Source organism: Raoultibacter timonensis (assembly GCF_022845715.1).
Taxonomy (GTDB): Bacteria; Actinomycetota; Coriobacteriia; order Coriobacteriales; family Eggerthellaceae; genus Raoultibacter; species Raoultibacter timonensis.
Genome location: NZ_AP025564.1, coordinates 3,988,097 through 4,003,682, shown reverse-complemented (window position 1 = coordinate 4,003,682; position 15,586 = coordinate 3,988,097). Strand labels below are relative to the sequence as shown.

The 15,586-nt window shown below is 56.6% G+C and carries 10 protein-coding genes and 4 tRNA genes; 10 read left to right on the top strand and 4 right to left on the bottom strand.

The features are described from left to right. The first annotated feature begins 128 nt into the window (after positions 1 to 128). Positions 129 to 205, top strand: a tRNA-Ile gene (locus MWL89_RS16220). A gap of 101 nt (positions 206 to 306) precedes the next feature. Further along, positions 307 to 382: transfer RNA gene (locus tag MWL89_RS16215), tRNA-Ala, on the top strand. Between the two features lie 78 nt (positions 383 to 460). Here MWL89_RS16215 and MWL89_RS16210 read toward each other — a convergent pair. Next, positions 461 to 2,026, bottom strand: a complete 1,566-nt coding sequence (locus tag MWL89_RS16210; RefSeq protein WP_244387421.1) for an FAD-dependent oxidoreductase — start codon at positions 2,024 to 2,026, stop codon at positions 461 to 463. A gap of 490 nt (positions 2,027 to 2,516) precedes the next feature. Between MWL89_RS16210 and MWL89_RS16205 the strand changes: the two genes are divergently transcribed. The 7 genes from MWL89_RS16205 to MWL89_RS16175 all read left to right on the top strand — a co-directional run bounded on the left by MWL89_RS16205 (position 2,517) and on the right by MWL89_RS16175 (position 9,122). Beyond that, positions 2,517 to 3,632, top strand: a complete 1,116-nt coding sequence (locus MWL89_RS16205) for a helix-turn-helix transcriptional regulator (RefSeq protein WP_244387420.1) — start codon at positions 2,517 to 2,519, stop codon at positions 3,630 to 3,632. Between the two features lie 130 nt (positions 3,633 to 3,762). Further along, entirely contained in the window at positions 3,763 to 4,332 is a 570-nt protein-coding gene (locus MWL89_RS16200; protein WP_102380340.1) for a J domain-containing protein, read from the top strand. Between the two features lie 40 nt (positions 4,333 to 4,372). Then, positions 4,373 to 6,184: a translational GTPase TypA gene (gene typA, locus MWL89_RS16195; protein WP_102380339.1), complete on the top strand. Its 1,812-nt coding sequence runs from the start codon at positions 4,373 to 4,375 to the stop codon at positions 6,182 to 6,184. 423 nt (positions 6,185 to 6,607) lie between these two features. Then, the gene (locus MWL89_RS16190; RefSeq protein WP_102380338.1) at positions 6,608 to 7,888 is read left to right on the top strand and encodes a peptidylprolyl isomerase; all 1,281 of its coding nucleotides are present in this window, start codon (positions 6,608 to 6,610) and stop codon (positions 7,886 to 7,888) included. 14 nt (positions 7,889 to 7,902) lie between these two features. After that, on the top strand, positions 7,903 to 8,718 hold the full coding sequence (locus MWL89_RS16185; protein WP_244387418.1) for an ABC transporter ATP-binding protein: 816 nt from the start codon (positions 7,903 to 7,905) through the stop codon (positions 8,716 to 8,718). A 73-nt stretch (positions 8,719 to 8,791) separates the two neighbouring features. After that, positions 8,792 to 8,883, top strand: a tRNA-Ser gene (locus tag MWL89_RS16180). 146 nt (positions 8,884 to 9,029) lie between these two features. Beyond that, positions 9,030 to 9,122 (top strand) — tRNA-Ser (locus tag MWL89_RS16175). A 203-nt stretch (positions 9,123 to 9,325) separates the two neighbouring features. Here MWL89_RS16175 and MWL89_RS16170 read toward each other — a convergent pair. From MWL89_RS16170 to MWL89_RS16160, 3 genes are all read right to left on the bottom strand, one after another. Continuing rightward, positions 9,326 to 10,891: a flavocytochrome c gene (locus tag MWL89_RS16170; protein WP_244387417.1), complete on the bottom strand. Its 1,566-nt coding sequence runs from the start codon at positions 10,889 to 10,891 to the stop codon at positions 9,326 to 9,328. 144 nt (positions 10,892 to 11,035) lie between these two features. Next, positions 11,036 to 12,526, bottom strand: a complete 1,491-nt coding sequence (locus tag MWL89_RS16165; protein ID WP_244387415.1) for a helix-turn-helix transcriptional regulator — start codon at positions 12,524 to 12,526, stop codon at positions 11,036 to 11,038. A 421-nt stretch (positions 12,527 to 12,947) separates the two neighbouring features. Beyond that, a complete protein-coding gene (locus MWL89_RS16160) occupies positions 12,948 to 13,679 on the bottom strand; it encodes a Crp/Fnr family transcriptional regulator (RefSeq protein ID WP_244387413.1) in 732 nt (243 codons plus the stop codon). A 296-nt stretch (positions 13,680 to 13,975) separates the two neighbouring features. Between MWL89_RS16160 and MWL89_RS16155 the strand changes: the two genes are divergently transcribed. Then, positions 13,976 to 15,583, top strand: a complete 1,608-nt coding sequence (locus MWL89_RS16155) for a molybdopterin-dependent oxidoreductase (RefSeq protein WP_244387412.1) — start codon at positions 13,976 to 13,978, stop codon at positions 15,581 to 15,583. Positions 15,584 to 15,586 lie beyond the last annotated feature (3 nt).

Genomic DNA, 15,586 nt, shown 5'->3' with positions numbered 1-15,586 from the left:
CTCCTTGCGATTGAGCGGCATATCGGTCGGGTTTTGCTTTCGACCGTATCCGTGCTAGTATGGTAACAGAAAAAAGTTCTTGACCCGCCGACTTGTCTTGTTATACAGTGTTCAGGCACTTTTTTTACGGGCCCGTAGCTCAGTTGGTTAGAGCGCACGCCTGATAAGCGTGAGGTCGCTGGTTCAAATCCATTCGGGCCCACCATTTTTTGCGATAAACGCTCCACCGTGAGCCGAGTTTGCCGGTGGAGCGTTTATTAATGAAGACGTGATGGAAGTGCATCCGGGAAGCCGGAACCCAATCGTGGGGCTTTAGCTCAGCTGGGAGAGCGCGGGCTTTGCAAGCCTGAGGTCAGGGGTTCGATCCCCCTAAGCTCCACCATGAAACGCACAGCAGCCGATCTTGGTCGGCTGCTTTTTCTTTATTTTGGCTTTTTGTTTGAAGATTAGTCGCTCTCAGCTAAAACGTTTCTCGCTGCGATTCTCCCGAAGAGTACAGATGCGGTATGGGGTTGCCGTCGAGATCCAGTATCTGTGCCTTTTCGTTTCGCCGAGGCCCGCCGTCGGTATTGAGAATTTCTGGCATACACTTCACCGCGTAAAACGGCGGTGTGTCTATTGAGACGAGCGTGTCAGGGGGACGGTAGAAGCGATCGTCTTCTCCCTTGGCGCAGCTTTCGTTCCATATGGTGATCGTATTCACAAGTTCGTTAACCGGTACGCCCATCTGTTCTGCAAGCTCCTCTATGGAGTTGGCCTTGTACCCGTATCCGTCGGCTACCGGGTCGACCTCGTACTCGTTATCGGTCGTCTGCGTCTGCGTGGTGAGCGTGTTGCTCGACGCGTATTTTCCGAGATAGGCGCTTTTCGACAATCCGTTGCTGTCGAAAACGAACCACGATGTGCTTGGTTGAGGCAGACATGCCCAGTCACCGCCGAAGTTTTGATGCCCGTGCCTGCATCCGTAGTTCAAGGAGATATCCGTTCCCACCCAATCGCCGAACATGGTGGTGCCATCCCAATCCATATAATAACGTCGTCCGTTGATGCCGACACTGATGCCCTGATTCTTTTTGAGCATCCGATAGGGAGCCATTTCCGATCCGTCTAGTTTGACGGCGTTGTTCCATCCGCCGGCATAGCTGTTCATGTGCCACATATCGGCTCCGAGCTTTCCGCAGATTCGGTGTCCGTCACCGGTGTTGCAGAGGCCTGCCGCTGGGTGGGCTTTGGGATAAGAGAGATAGTCTTGGATCATGACGCTATCGTTTTCGAATCCTCCGCAACACATGATGACGCCTTTGTTTGCTTTGGCGTATACGGTTTTGTTCTTGTACTCGTAAGCTCCTCCGAGTACTTTCTTTGATTCGGGGTCTTGCACCAATGCGACGAGAGGCGCTTCGTTCAAGCGCGTTACAGAATCAGCACGCTGCTCAAGTGCGGCATTGAGGAATTTCACGACATGGGTCATATCGTTTTCGTCCTCTTTGTTGAAGCTGAAGAGTTCGGTTGCCGTTGCATGGGGCAATTCGCCCCATTCCCAGTTAGTACCGGCATAGTCGACGAGCATGTCGTCGGTAGCTCCAAGGGCTTTGAGCCATTCTTTGTGGTGTACGATCTCGTCAGCGTAAGCTTTGAGCACGGTATCGGGGGTTCCCGAGAACTCTCCTCGCAACTCTTTCATATATTCGAACAGGCTCTCCGCATCGCTTCCTGAAAAGATAATGCCCGAAGAGAAAATGCTGTTCCCATTGCCGAGGTTTGAATTTCCCTTTTCGAGCAAAAGGGTTCTTGCTGTATCCCCTTCGGTAGAAACCGTAAGTGCAGCTGCCATTCCCGCTGCTCCTGCCCCCACGACAACGACATCGTATTCTTCGTCCCAGGCGATCTCGTTTGGTGATTGTGCCGAATCGTTTTGCGCGGTCTGCGCCGAACAGCCCATCATTCCCGCCGCCGCAGCGCCCAAGGCCGCTATTCCCGCAGCTTTGATGAAACTTCGACGCGTTTGCAGTAAATCGTCCCTCATATGACCCTCCTTCTCGCGATCTTTTCCGAACGGGCTTGAAAAAACCTAGGCCGCCCGTCCGATCGAAGACCATCCTATGGGTAAAGACGAGGTGAGAAAGCCTCCCAAAAGGAGACAAGAGGAATAATCTTGTCACCCGAAAGAGGGACAATCCAAGAAGGGAGTATTCAGCCGAGGAATATCGTGAGAGAATCGAACGCAGGGATGGGGGTCTATGAAAGCGTCGAAACTACGCACATATTTCGTTGATTCGATCGGGCTTTGGGGTTGGTATGGGTTCGCCCATTGGGCGAGCTCTCGGATCTATCTGGTGTCCACTGACGTATGGTGGTGCAACCAGTTTGGATTCTGCGGTTTATCTTGCATCGCGATAGCTCTCTGCTTGGTCATGGCGGGCAAAAACAGAATTCCCTATCGGGTTATCGATTGGCTATGCCTTGCTTGCACGCTCGTAGGATTATGCGTCCTGAGTCAAGAAGACCTGTGGGGTATGGAATTTCCCCTCATCGTTTTCAGCGTATTCTCGGTAGGATTCTTCATGGCATGGTTCGTTGTGAGATGGGCTTCGAGATATGCCGCCATGGGCGCAAAGGAAATGCTCATCAGGGTGCTTCTCGCCATTATCATGATATCGATTCTAAAGATGGTGAGCTACGGGTTGCCGCTTTTTCTGCTTCCCCTGTTGTACGGGATGGTGCTCTTTGCTCTGACGATTCTTACGAAGGAAATCAAACCCCTCGAAGAGCCAGTACCGAATTCTGAAGCGCGCTATACGGTAAGAACCATTCTGTCATTGTGGCAAACGATTCTTTCGATCATGCTTTTCTTCATCCTCTGGTCGTTTCTCAACATGACATTCAATATCAACGTAGGACATATATCACGCAGCGGCTATTCCTCCGTATACCTCATAGCCGCCGCTCAAATCATCGATATCGGTTTCAGTCTATTCATGCTTCTTTGGATGTTCCGGCTAAAACGAGCAATCGATTGGACTTTATTCTGGCAAATAGCGTATTTCGTGCTTGCGGTAGGTCTTTTGGCAATGTCTCTATTTGGGACGACCCAGGTCGTGCAGGTGTTTCTCAGTGCGGCTGCGGAGCTCGTTTTCATGTTCCTCGTTTACTTTCTCACACGGCTGGGCAGAAAAAGTGCATATGAGCCGCCGTTGGTGATGGCAGTGGGGTATGCGTTCATTTCTCTCATAGATTGGACGGTGCGCGCTTGTGTCTCCTACTTTAAATTCGGGTTCACCGATACGCCGCTTGTACCGGTTTTCCTTTTCGTAATCCTGTTCACCATCGTGTTCTTTTTACCTGCGCGGTCGCCGGGAATGCAGCTTCTTACCTCCGAGTTAGGGGAAACCGTGCGAGGGGAAAATCTTGATAGTGAACGTTGTCGTGCGTTGGCGAAGAAAAAAGGTTTGTCGTCGCGAGAGTTCGAAGTGCTGGTTCTGCTTTGCAGGGGACGATCGGCTCCCTATATTGCAGAAACGCTGTACCTTTCCGAAAATACGGTGAAAACGTATCGCAAAAGGATATACCAAAAACTCGGTGTCCACGATAAGCAGGAACTACTGGATTTGATTGATGCTCATGAAAAATAACTCGAATGAAGAATAATGAATAGCTTCCTTGTGCGGAACCTGCGATGCCCGCCGTGTATCGATTCCCCAGTTCGCCATGCGTGGTAAGATACGCACTGCGATTGACCGTAAAGCGACCACAGGATTGAAGATGAATCGGCTCGAAGCATTGCGTATTCTCGGTCTCGATGAAGACGCGACGATTGACGACATCAAAACCGCATACAAGGAAACTGCGCAGATCCTGCATCCGGACCGCTTTGCCACGAACAAGAAGCTGCAGGAGCGGGCTACCGAACAATTCAAGAACCTGCAGGAAGCCTACGAGTACCTGACGAGCGGCAAGGGATCGAAGGCGACGCGCGCCGCAAGTTCGTCGAACTCTCAGAGAAGCGGCGGCTACTCGGCCGCCAGCCAGCTCGAAGCACGGCTTGCGGGCATCGCGGCAGCGCGCACGCAGTTGGTCGCGCAGCGCGACGTCGTGCTCGACGAACGTCGCAACGGCATGCTCATGGCCGGTATCGGCGCCATCGTTGCCCTGTTCACGGGTCGCCGGCCGTTCGGCTTGTTCGGCATCGTCGCGGCAATCGCATCGGCCGCTACGGTTTGGGGCATCGTGTCGATCGTGTCCGCTCAGCGGACGCTTAGCAATCTCGATACTCATATCCAGGAGCTCAACGCCGAGCAGCGTCGCATATCCGACGAGCTCGACGACCTCTGATCGACGAGAATCACTCGGCAAGAAAACAGAAAGAAGCAGAATGAAACAAGAAAACATCCGCAACGTCGCGATCATCGCGCACGTCGACCATGGCAAAACCACGCTGGTTGACCGCCTCCTCTACACGAGCGGGGTGTTCAGGGAGAATCAGCAGGTTGAGGAACGCGTGCTCGATTCCAACGACCAGGAACGCGAGCGCGGCATCACGATCCTGTCGAAGAACATCTCGGTCCGCTACAAGGACGTCAAGATCAACGTTATCGATACGCCGGGCCATGCCGACTTCGGCGGGGAGGTGGAGCGCGTTCTCAACATGGCCGACGGAGCGCTGCTCATCGTCGACGCGTTCGAGGGCCCGATGCCTCAGACCCGTTTCGTGCTGCGCCATGCGCTGAGCCTGGGGCTGCGCATCGTGCTCGTCATCAATAAGATCGACCGTCCGGGTGCACGCCCCGAAGAGGTGGTCGACGAGGTATTCGACCTCATGGTCGAACTCGAGGCATCCGACGAACAGCTCGATTTCCCGATCATCTACGCGAGCGCCGTAAACGGATACGCCCGCTATGCTCCCGAAGACGAGAACATGAACATGATCCCCCTCTTGGAGACGATCCTCAAAGAGGTTCCTGCTCCCGATTGCGAACCGAACGGCCCCGTTGCGCTGCAGATCTGCACGGTCGACCACTCGAGCTTTGTCGGACGCATCGGCGTCGGGCGCCTGTTCTCGGGCACCATCCATAAAAACGAGCCGGTACTCGTTATCAAAAACGACGGAACGCGCTACAACACCGCCATCAAGGAGGTGTTCACCTTCGAGGAGCTCGGCAAGAAGAAGCAGCTCGAAGTACACGCCGGCGATATCGTGGCAGTGGTCGGCGTCGACGATGCCGACATCGGCGACATGGTGACGAGCCGCGAACATCCGGTCCGCCTCGATCCGATCGAAGTCGAAGAGCCCACGATGGCCGTCGTCTTCGAAGCGTCGACGAGTCCGCTTGTGGGTCGCGAGGGCGAGATCGTGGGCGCCCGCCAACTCAAAGAACGCTTGATGCGCGAATCTGAGAGCAACATCTCGATGCGCATCGCAGAGCTCGAAGACAAGACGGGCGTGGAAGTTGCGGGCCGCGGCGTACTCCACCTCTCGGTGCTCATGGAGACCATGCGTCGCGAGGGATTCGAATTCCAAGTAGGGCGCCCGCGCGTGCTTATCAAGAAGGACGCGAACGGAAAGAAGATGGAGCCCATCGAGGAGGCCACGGTCGACACGCCGAGCGAATACGCCGGTAAGGTGATCGAGGTCTTCGGCAGCGCCGGCGGCGAGATGGCCGACATGTTCCAGCGCGGCGATCAGACCCATCTCGTATTCAAGATCCCCACGCGCGGAACGATGGGACTGCGCACGCGCCTGCTCAACGCGACGCGCGGCGAGGCCAACATGTTCCATCACTTCTCCGAATACGGTCCGTACCGCGGCGATTTCAACGGTCGCAAGAACGGTTCGATGATCTCGATGTCCACCGAGAAGAGCGTTGCATACGCACTCGATACGCTGCAGGAACGCGGCCGCTTGTTCGTGGGACCGGGCGAGGATTGCTACGAGGGCATGATCGTGGGGCAGTCGGCCAAGGAAGGCGATATGGTCGTCAACATCGCCAAGAGCAAGCAGCTCGGCAACCAGCGTTCGTCGGGTGCCGACAAGGCGATCCAGCTTACGCCGCCGATGACGTTTACGCTTGAAGAAGCGCTCGAGTACATCGAGGACGACGAGCTCGTTGAGGTGACGCCCAAGAGCATCCGCCTTCGCAAGCGCATCCTTTCGGCTGTCGAGCGCAAGAAGGCCAACAAGAACTGACCTGCTTAGGCAGGCGCCTGCAAACCAGGACGAGGGGCCCGGGAAAATCATTCTCGAGCCCCTCTTGTATGAGCGGCTTTAAGGAGCTTCGCGTGTGCGTCAACGTGCCAAATCAAGACGAAAGCGCTCTTCGCGGCAATCAATACTCCGTACGGAGTATCTGGGCATGCACATTGAAATTGCCAGCAGTTTCGGGCGACAATGCGCATGAATCGTTTTTATCCCTTGTTTGATCAGGTAAAATTGCAAGAATTCTAAGATTGTATACAAAGATTCTGATACCCAATAAATTACATATATAGGCGGGATGAGAAGTGAAAATGGGCTTCTTGTGCAGGGCTTTAGCCCGTTATCGGCGCTGTGCGAAAATAGCGGATACCGTATAAGACTCCATGCCGACGGGCATGTACGAGGGAAGGTACTATGAAAGCATCTAGATTAGCCAGGTTCGTGTGCGCGGCGGGCATCGTTTCCGCTTGCGTAGTTGGCCTTGCCGGTTGCGCCGACAATTCAAATCCGAGTGGATTGACCGGCGGCACCGCCGCAACGGTCAACGGGGTCGAGATTCCCGAAGACACGGTAACCACCTACATCCAGTCATTCAGGGCTACCTATGGAATGGATACCGAGGACGCGTGGGGCGAGTGGCTTGCCGAGCAGGGCATGACGCCTGAGACGGTCCGCGAAGAGGTTATCAACTACTACGCGAGCCAAGAGTTGGTGAAGCAGGGCGCCGAGGAAAACGGTGCCACGGTCGATAGCGCGAAGATCGACGAAACCATCAACAACATGAAGGCGAACTACGGAACCGACGAAGAGTGGCAGTCTGCCCTTTCGAGCGCAGGTACCACCGAAGAAGCGTATCGTGAATCCGTTGAGCTCGCTTTGACTGAAGCCGCTCTCAAGGAAGCGGTCGGAACTGCCGACGCTCCCACCGACGAAGAGCTCCTCGAGTACTGTGCCATGTACGACGGTGCTCGCCGTTCTTCTCACATCCTGTTCAATACCGATGACGAGGCTACCGCACAGGAAGTGCTCGACAAGATCAACAGCGGCGAACTCGATTTCGTCGATGCTGTGAAAGAATACTCGCAGGATTCTGGTACTGCCGAGAAGGATGGCGATGTGGGTTGGGATAAGTTGAGTTCCCTTATCTCCGAGTACACCACGGCGCTCGGCGAGCTTGAGAAAGACCAAGTGAGCGGTCTTGTGGAAAGCCAGTACGGATGGCACATCATCAAGTGCACCGATGTGTTCGAGGTTCCGGAAGACGGTTTGACAAGCACCGATCAGGTTCCTTCCGAGATTCTCGAGAGCGTGCGCACGAGCCTCACCAGCCAGAAGGAATCCGAGGCGTTCAACAACTGGTATACCGAGTACAAGGAGAGCGCTGAGATCGTTATCAACGACATGCCCTCCAACGTTCCCTATAACATCGATATGACGAAGTATCAGACCGACGAGGGAACCGATGGGTCGACCGATGGTTCCACCGATGGTAACGCGACCGACGGGGCTACCGATTCCGGCGACAATGCGGATGCTGCCAACGGGGCCGATGCCAACGCTTCCGACGGCGATGCATCCGGCAGTGCCGACGATCAGTCCAACGCCGCAGACGGCAGCGGATCTGGCGACGATGCGGCGAACGGCGAATCAAACGGAGATTCATCGGGTAGCCAGCAGCCTGCCGAAGCAGCATAAGCTTCGACGCGCGCTTGAATACCAGGCTATCCCATAGCGCTAAGACGCAACCGCTTCTGCATTTCGCAGAGGCGGTTGTTGTTCGTTCGGGCAATCCGATTCTCTCGATCGATTCGTTCACGCTTCATGAAGGCGAGAACATCGCGATCCTCGGCCCGAACGGGTCGGGGAAGTCGACCTTTATCAAGCTCATTACGCGCGAGGTGTTCCCCTTGCATCGCGACGACCCGCCCGTCCTCTTTCGCGGAAGCGAAAGGGTACTGCTGAGCGATATCAAGAAGTGCATCGGCGTGGTGTCATCGACCATGCAGGATCAGATAACGGTTCATCTGCCCGTTATCGATGCGGTGTGCGGCGGTTTGTTCGGAACGCTCGGAATACTGCCCCAGCACACGGTGTCCGATCACTCGATGGCTCAGGCATATCGGGCGATGGAACTGCTCGATGTTGCCGATCTTGCGGATCGCGACATCAAAACGCTTTCGACCGGCCAGGCTCGGCGCGTGCTGTTCGCGCGGGCGCTCGTGCACGATCCCCAGGTACTCGTGCTCGATGAACCGTGTACGGGGCTCGATCCCGAGGGAATGTTCCATGTGAGGCAGAGCATACGGGCTCTTGCCCAGGCAGGCAAGTCGATCGTGCTCGTTACCCATTATCCGGAAGATATAGTGCCCGAAATCACCCGTCTCGTACTCTTGAAAGGCGGTCGCCTATACGCCGATGGCCCGAAAGAAGAACTGCTTACCGACGCAACGATGACCGCATTGTTCGAGGTACCTTTGCAGATTCAGCGGAGAGGTGGATATTATTCGCTTGTGAGCGAATACTAGCTGAGGTATACTACGTATCCGCTGCTGCTTTTACGGGCTATGAAAGACGTGCGGCGGCCACGAACGGCTGAATGGAGAGATGACCGAGCTGGCCGAAGGTGCACGATTGGAAATCGTGTGTGCGCCAAAAGCGTACCTAGGGTTCGAATCCCTATCTCTCCGCCAGATGAACATCGCGTTTCGGCGCGTGATCATAGGGTGCTCGCACCCGAAGGTGCTGGAAACGGTGCCTGGCAGACGATCGACGTTGTCGACGATCTGCCGAAGCCTTGATAGGTCGACTCTGAAAACCGAGGAGGCCTGCCCCAAGCGGAGGGGTGGCAGAGTGGTTGAATGCGGCGGTCTCGAAAACCGTTTCACCGGCAACCCCGGTGACGAGGGTTCGAATCCCTCCTCCTCCGCCAGTTTTAATGCGAACGGCCCCGCGTGAAGCGAGGCCGTTTTTTCATACCGGATCTGTCTATCGGGTCGGGGGCGCTCGGCGCCCGATCGACGCGATGCCGAAGTCTCTCTCACCCAGCCTTTCTCCGAACCTCGCGGCGCAAGGTTCATACGGGAGACCCCGCCTTGGCAGGTGGGGTCTGGATGCTGGGAGGAAAACGCAACGTTACGCGGTCTGCTCGTTGGCGGCGTTCTGGCCCGCGATGCGGCCGTTCACCAAGCAGTCGGCCGTAGCGCACGACCCCAAACGGCAGGCACCGTGGATGCCTCCCACTGCTTCGCCTGCTGCGTACAAGCCGGGGATAACTTGAAGATTCATATCGACCACGCGGCAGTCGAGGTCGGTTTTTACGCCGCCCATGCAGTGATGCACCTTCGGCCACAGGCGTACGCCGTAGAACGGAGCCTCGTCGATGGGCTGGGCGTCTTCCGGGATGGGCTTTCCGAAATCTTCGTCGATCTTATTCTCGACAAACGTGTTGTAACGAGCGATTTCCTCCTTCACGGCATCGACGGGCATGCCGTAGTGTTCGGCCGCCTCTTCGATGGAAGCAAATTCGGTGGTGATACCGGCCTTGATGGCGCTTTCGAGTCCGCTTCCTCCGTCGTACAGCGCTTTCTTGCACGTAATCTGCACGCACGGCTGTCCGGTTTCCAGAATGGCATCGGCATAGCGCTTGCGGTCGGTCAGTTCGTTGACGATTCGCTTGCCGGTGGCAACGTTCAGCGTGGGGGCGTAGCTTGCCTGCCCGTCGGTGTAGAAGGCGGCAACTCCGTACCCTTGCTCATCGGGGCTCATGAAGGGAAGGAGTTGGATCCAGTCGGTGTGCACCGCCATCGCTCCAGCGGCGACTGAAGCGCGCAGGCTCTCTGCTGTAGCTCCTTCCTGGTTCGTGCAGTCCACCGTATCGTCGAGTCGGGGGTCTTGCGCTTGGCGGAATTCGAGGTCGCGCCCGAATCCTCCGGCGGCCAACACGACGGCTTTTTTCGCCTTGATGGCGACGGGCGTGCCGCTTTCCGTGTCGTTGCCGCTCGGCTTGTCATGGACGATGGCTCCGATGACGCGTCCGCTCTCATCCTTCACCAGGTCGGTGAGCATCCGCTTCGTCTCCACCTCGACGCCCATTTCTTTGAGTTTCTCAGCGAAGGGGCCGGTGACGTTCGCCCCGCCGCCTTCTCCTTGTGCAATGGAGCGCATAACGGTGTGGCCGCCGTACGGATAGAGGAAGTGCTCGCCCTCGTCGTTCGTCGCCCAGGTCGCGCCCATCTCGAGGGTCCACTCCCACGTCTCGTTGGACTTCTCGGCGATCACGCGACACTTTTCCTTGTCGTTCAGATACAGACCCGCCACCATCATATCGTCGACGTATTGCTCAACCGAATCCTGTACGCCCTCACGCTCTTGTACGCTGGAATTGCATACGGCGAAGTCGCCGGCCGCGAGAGCGGAGTTGCCGCCTATGCGCGCCGTTTTCTCGATGACCTTAACATCGGCGCCGGCATTCTTCGCTTCGAGCGCCGCAGCAAGGCCCGTGTAACCGCTGCCTACGACGAGTACGTCGCATTCCTCGTCCCATTTCGTATCGGCACCGTTCGTGGTAGCCGATGCGGTTTTCTTATCCTGCGGCGTGCAGCCCGCTAAGCCCAGTCCGGCAAGCACTCCTGCTGCGGCTGCTCCGGTAATGAACGAACGGCGCGATACTCCCTGAGCGTGTTGTGCGGTATTCCCCATAGGTGCCTCCTCTGTTGGTTCCACTTGCTTCGATGCCTTGAGAAAAGCGCATCTGACGGAACCCAGCGTACGGGAGGGAATGCATGCTCACACCCCACCTGGTGCGGGAAACTGCGAAACCCCCCCTTAAAGTGGGGTACATGATCAGGCGTTACGGGAAGAATTGGCAGTGTTTACGAGATCGATGATCTCTTGTTTGCTGTGCACGCCAAGCTTCGAGTAGATAGTTTTCTGATAGCTCTTCACCGTGTTCTTGGACAGGAAGAGCGTTTCGCAGATCGAGGTGACATCGCGTCCTTGGGCAAGCAGATAGAGGATGTCGCTTTCCCGGTTGGTCAATCCGCAATCGGCGGCCAATGCTTCGCAGCGTAGCTTGCGTACGTTTTCCTGTTCTTGTGCAAAACGACCGAGCAGCTCGTCGGCGGCCCGCGCTTGCGATTCGGCGCGCTTGCGTTCGTGCGAGTTCACCATCCAGATGACCATGAGGATGAGGTACAGCAGGAAGAAAGCGACCGCCGTGGTGCGCACAAAATCGGCGGTACTGCCAACGCCAAGCAGCTGCGCGACGTTTTGACCGATGAACAGGCCGAAACGTGGAAGCGCATATGCAAGCGAGATACCGACGAGCAGTTTCGTTCTGCTCCGCGCGTACGTGGTTACGACGAGGTAGAACAGTGCTAGCATGACGAGCTTCCATCCGGCGGCGGCCAAGATGTTCAGCGACACGGCGTAATCGCTCGAGAGGAACGGCAGAAACAAGATGCCCGTAGCCAGAATGCCGAACACCACGTTGAAGAGCAACGACGTAGGCGGTTTCGTTCGCGTCCCGAAGTAAACGAGGAATACAACTGCCGCCGCAATGCCGCCGAACTGCGAGATGAGAATCGAAGTAGCCGGCGAAGGGCTTGTGCCGGTAGCTGCGGTATCGAGGATGCCGTACACAATGGAGAGCGCGAACGTGCAAATGCCCGATACGAGAAACACGTTGAGGAAATCCTGCTTCGACAGCACGGGATGGGGCGAAGGGATTCGGCGGTCCCGTTCGATTTTGCCGTTCTCGGACGTTTCTGCGTGCCGGGTGAACGCGAGGCATAGCGCCGAAGCTGCGAGCAGCGCACCATACAGAACCAGCGACACGATATCGGGGGCGAAGCCGAGCAGCATGTTCGCTGCCATGCCGCCGAGCGACATGATGCCGAAGGCGATGGCGATGCGGCGCGACGAATAGCACGCAAACGCCTCGAAGTAGAAGGGCATGACCAGCGCCATGCCGATCCCCGCTGCAAGGGCCGATACGGCAACAACAGCTTGGTCGAGGCATGTCGTTGCGGCAAAAAACGCGCTACCGAGCGCGAGGACGAATCCGCTGTAGCCGAGCGCGAGACAAGGCAGGCGGACAAGGTGAGTCAGCTTCGAACCGACGAGTACGGAGAACAGCAGCGACACGACGAATATCGTCGGGTTCAGCACATTGTCGAACGATGCCGGGGAAAAGCTCGGCTGGCTAACCAGCCAGCTGGAGTAAAAGAATGAAACGCATACGGCATACAGGCACGTAAAGCCAGCGACGGCGATGCCGTAGCGCTTGCCTGACGAGCGTTGCAGAGCATTGCGTTCCTGGTGCGTTTTCCCCATATCTCCTCCGTCGTAGCCCCGAGGGGTTGCGTCATCTCATTATAGTGCACCGAATGCGCGCTGGGATTCGCGCGGTATCGTGTTCGGCCGCTTGTCGAGCACGCCGGGTGCGCGACTGCCTTCCCGGTGCGCCCGCATCGAGTTTGGCTTCTTTTGGTCCGTCGTTGAACCAGGAGCGGAATCGTCTGAGCGGCGGTTCGTTTTACACGGACTTTGCGCCTTGTGCCGTCGTCGGCGACAACCCTGCATTCACCGCTGCCCTCGGCTTTTTCGGAGCACTCGCTTTGGCAAAGCAGTCACGGCGAAACGCGACAATGTTGCAATTGCCCACCGTCACGAACCAGCACGAGTCCTTGGGCGAAAGACGAGACGAGCTCCTTTTCCACGGGGCCATAACCGTTCGTTCTGGTACGCCGTTGATCTAATACAGCACAGGGTTCTCGTCTCGCAGCAATTCCTTGATCTGAGCTCGATCCGCTATCTCCAAGTGCGTTCGGGTTTTGTTGACGATGTTGCGCTCTTTGAGGGCTTTGAGCAGCTTGTTGCACGTTGCATAGTGGATGAGCAGCAGCCCGGCCAACTCGTCGACCGTCAGGTTGCAGGGAATGCGGTATGCGCCATCGGCATCGGGCTCGTTCGCTTCGCACAGCTTGTCGAGCCATAGCAGTATACGGCGGCTGCTCGATTGGTGCGCGGTCGTGTCGATGCGGTGTCCCATCTGGGCCATAGCCATATGCATCTCGTAGAGGTAGTCTTCGAGGAAGTCATCGTCGCTGCGAATGAGTTCCTTCACCTGCTTGAGGGTGAAACCTACGAGAACGGTGTTTCTGACTGCCTTGAGCGTGAAGCGGTTCGTTCCGAACGACAGGTAACCCTGGCGGCTGCATATGACCGCATCGCCTTCGCTGCGAATGAAGAAGATGGTATTGCGCTCGGCATCGCGGTTCATGCCGACTTCAAGCGCGCCGGACTTCACATAGTAAAGGTAGACGTCCTCGTCGTTTTCGCAAACCGCATCGAGCTCTTCGTCGATGAAGAGCTTGACCGTCGTTCCCTGATCGAGGTACCGATCGAAGTCGATCCGTTGATGCAGCGCCGATATGAACATGATCGACGTTGCATCGTTGCACCCCTTTTGCCCTCTGACCCTCATACCCGCTCTTTCTATCGCCTGCGCCTTGCCTGGCGTGCGGCGCTGTTTCTGCATGCGGCGATTCGCTTCCGCATCGCTTCCGTCCCTTTGCGTTCGAGCGTATTGTAGCAAAGCCGATCATTTCGATATGAGGATAACCATAGGCGCTCAGGCGAGGGTGCGGTTCGCGCGAAAAATCGTGTCGCACTCGATTCTGAGCGCCTACAGCCGAAACATCCTTTTCCGTACAATCCTGCCGGGGAAGAAACCTGCCGGATTATCTCGGCAAACAAGACGATAGACAAAGGAGGAAGCGAATGAAGGCAAAACAAAAACTGACCGTGTTTTCGTTGTGTCTGGTGATGGCGCTCGGCCTTTTGGCCGCGTGCACGCCGAGCGAAACGAAAGCGGACGGAAGTGACGATGCCGCAGACAATTCGTCGCCCATAGACTACGATAGCTTCGGGCGCATGGGAAACAACATCGGATTCGGCGAGGACGGAGGCACGTACCTCGATAACTACTCCGAGTACAACGAGAAGCTCACCTACGCCGATAAAGTGGCCGCGAACGCCGAGCGCAATACGCCCAACACGTACACCGACCAGTTCGGGTTCACCTACCAGCCGGTTCCAGCAGACGAAAAGGGCTGGAACATCAGCTATTTGAACGCCGACGACCGCGGTTGCCTTGCCTGCCACGAATCGATCGAAGATGTGGTGATGAGCCTCGACACCAAGCACAACGTGTACGCCATGGGCTACCCCACCCAGGTGACCATTGCGAACTGCCTCGGCTGCCATCGCAATGCGGGTTTTGGAAACATCCAGCTGGTCGAAACGCTCCATGGCATCCATAACAGCAATCCCCAATTCACAGCCATGGACGGAAGCTGCGATTCGTGCCATTTCATTGATTCCGACGGCAAGTTCAACCTGTGGGATTACGCGAAGTACGATCTGTACAAGGGAATCACCGACGTGAAAGCCGATGAAGCGAATCTCGATGTGACCTACGATCAGACCACCATTTCCGATAACAGCCAGCTTTTCTTCGAATCGCTCAACAACGAGCCGTCCGAATGGCGCACCGACACCGACCCCGCGGTTGCCGATGCTTGGACGCTCACCATCGACGGCGAGGTCGAGAACCCCATCGAGATGACGGTTACCGAACTTGTTGAGAAATTTGGCACCAAGAGCTCCGTTCAGAAGCAGGGGTGCATCGAAAACGCAACCGGTAACGCATGGATCTACCAAGCCGAGCTCACTGGCGTTTCGATGAAGGATATTATCGATTACGTGAAGCCCGCAGACGGCGTGACGAACATCAAGTGCACGTCGGAGGACGGCTACAACATGGTCTCCCCTGGATTCGATGAGATCAACTATGAGGATTGCCTGCTCGTAACCGAGATCAACGGCGAGCCGCTGCCCGCGCATCAGGGTTATCCGGTGACGCTGGCCGTCCCGCGCAATTCGGCGGCTTCCTACATCAAGGCGATCCAGTCCATCAGCTTCGTAACCGTGCCTTCCGACGGGGAGGAGGAAGAGGAAGAGGGAGTCGGTACTCCGCTCGACCCCGACACGGGCAAGATGCAGGGTAAGCCGAACAGCGCCGTACTCAACTTCCCCGACGGTGTAGTGCTTGAGGGACAGGCTGGCAAAGAACTCACCATCGAGGGATACGCCGATGCCTACGACGAGCCGATTTCTAAGGTCGAGTACTCGCTTGACCATGGCAAGACCTGGACGACGCTTGAGACTCCCGACAACGATCCGACCTGCTGGACGTACTGGCGGCTGAACTACACCCCGCAGGAAGCGGGCAGCTACCTGCTCAAGATTCGCACGACGAGCACGCAGCCCGACGGTTCCGATCGCGTTTGCTCGCGCGATACCAACTTCCTGTTCCATGTAAAGTAGATC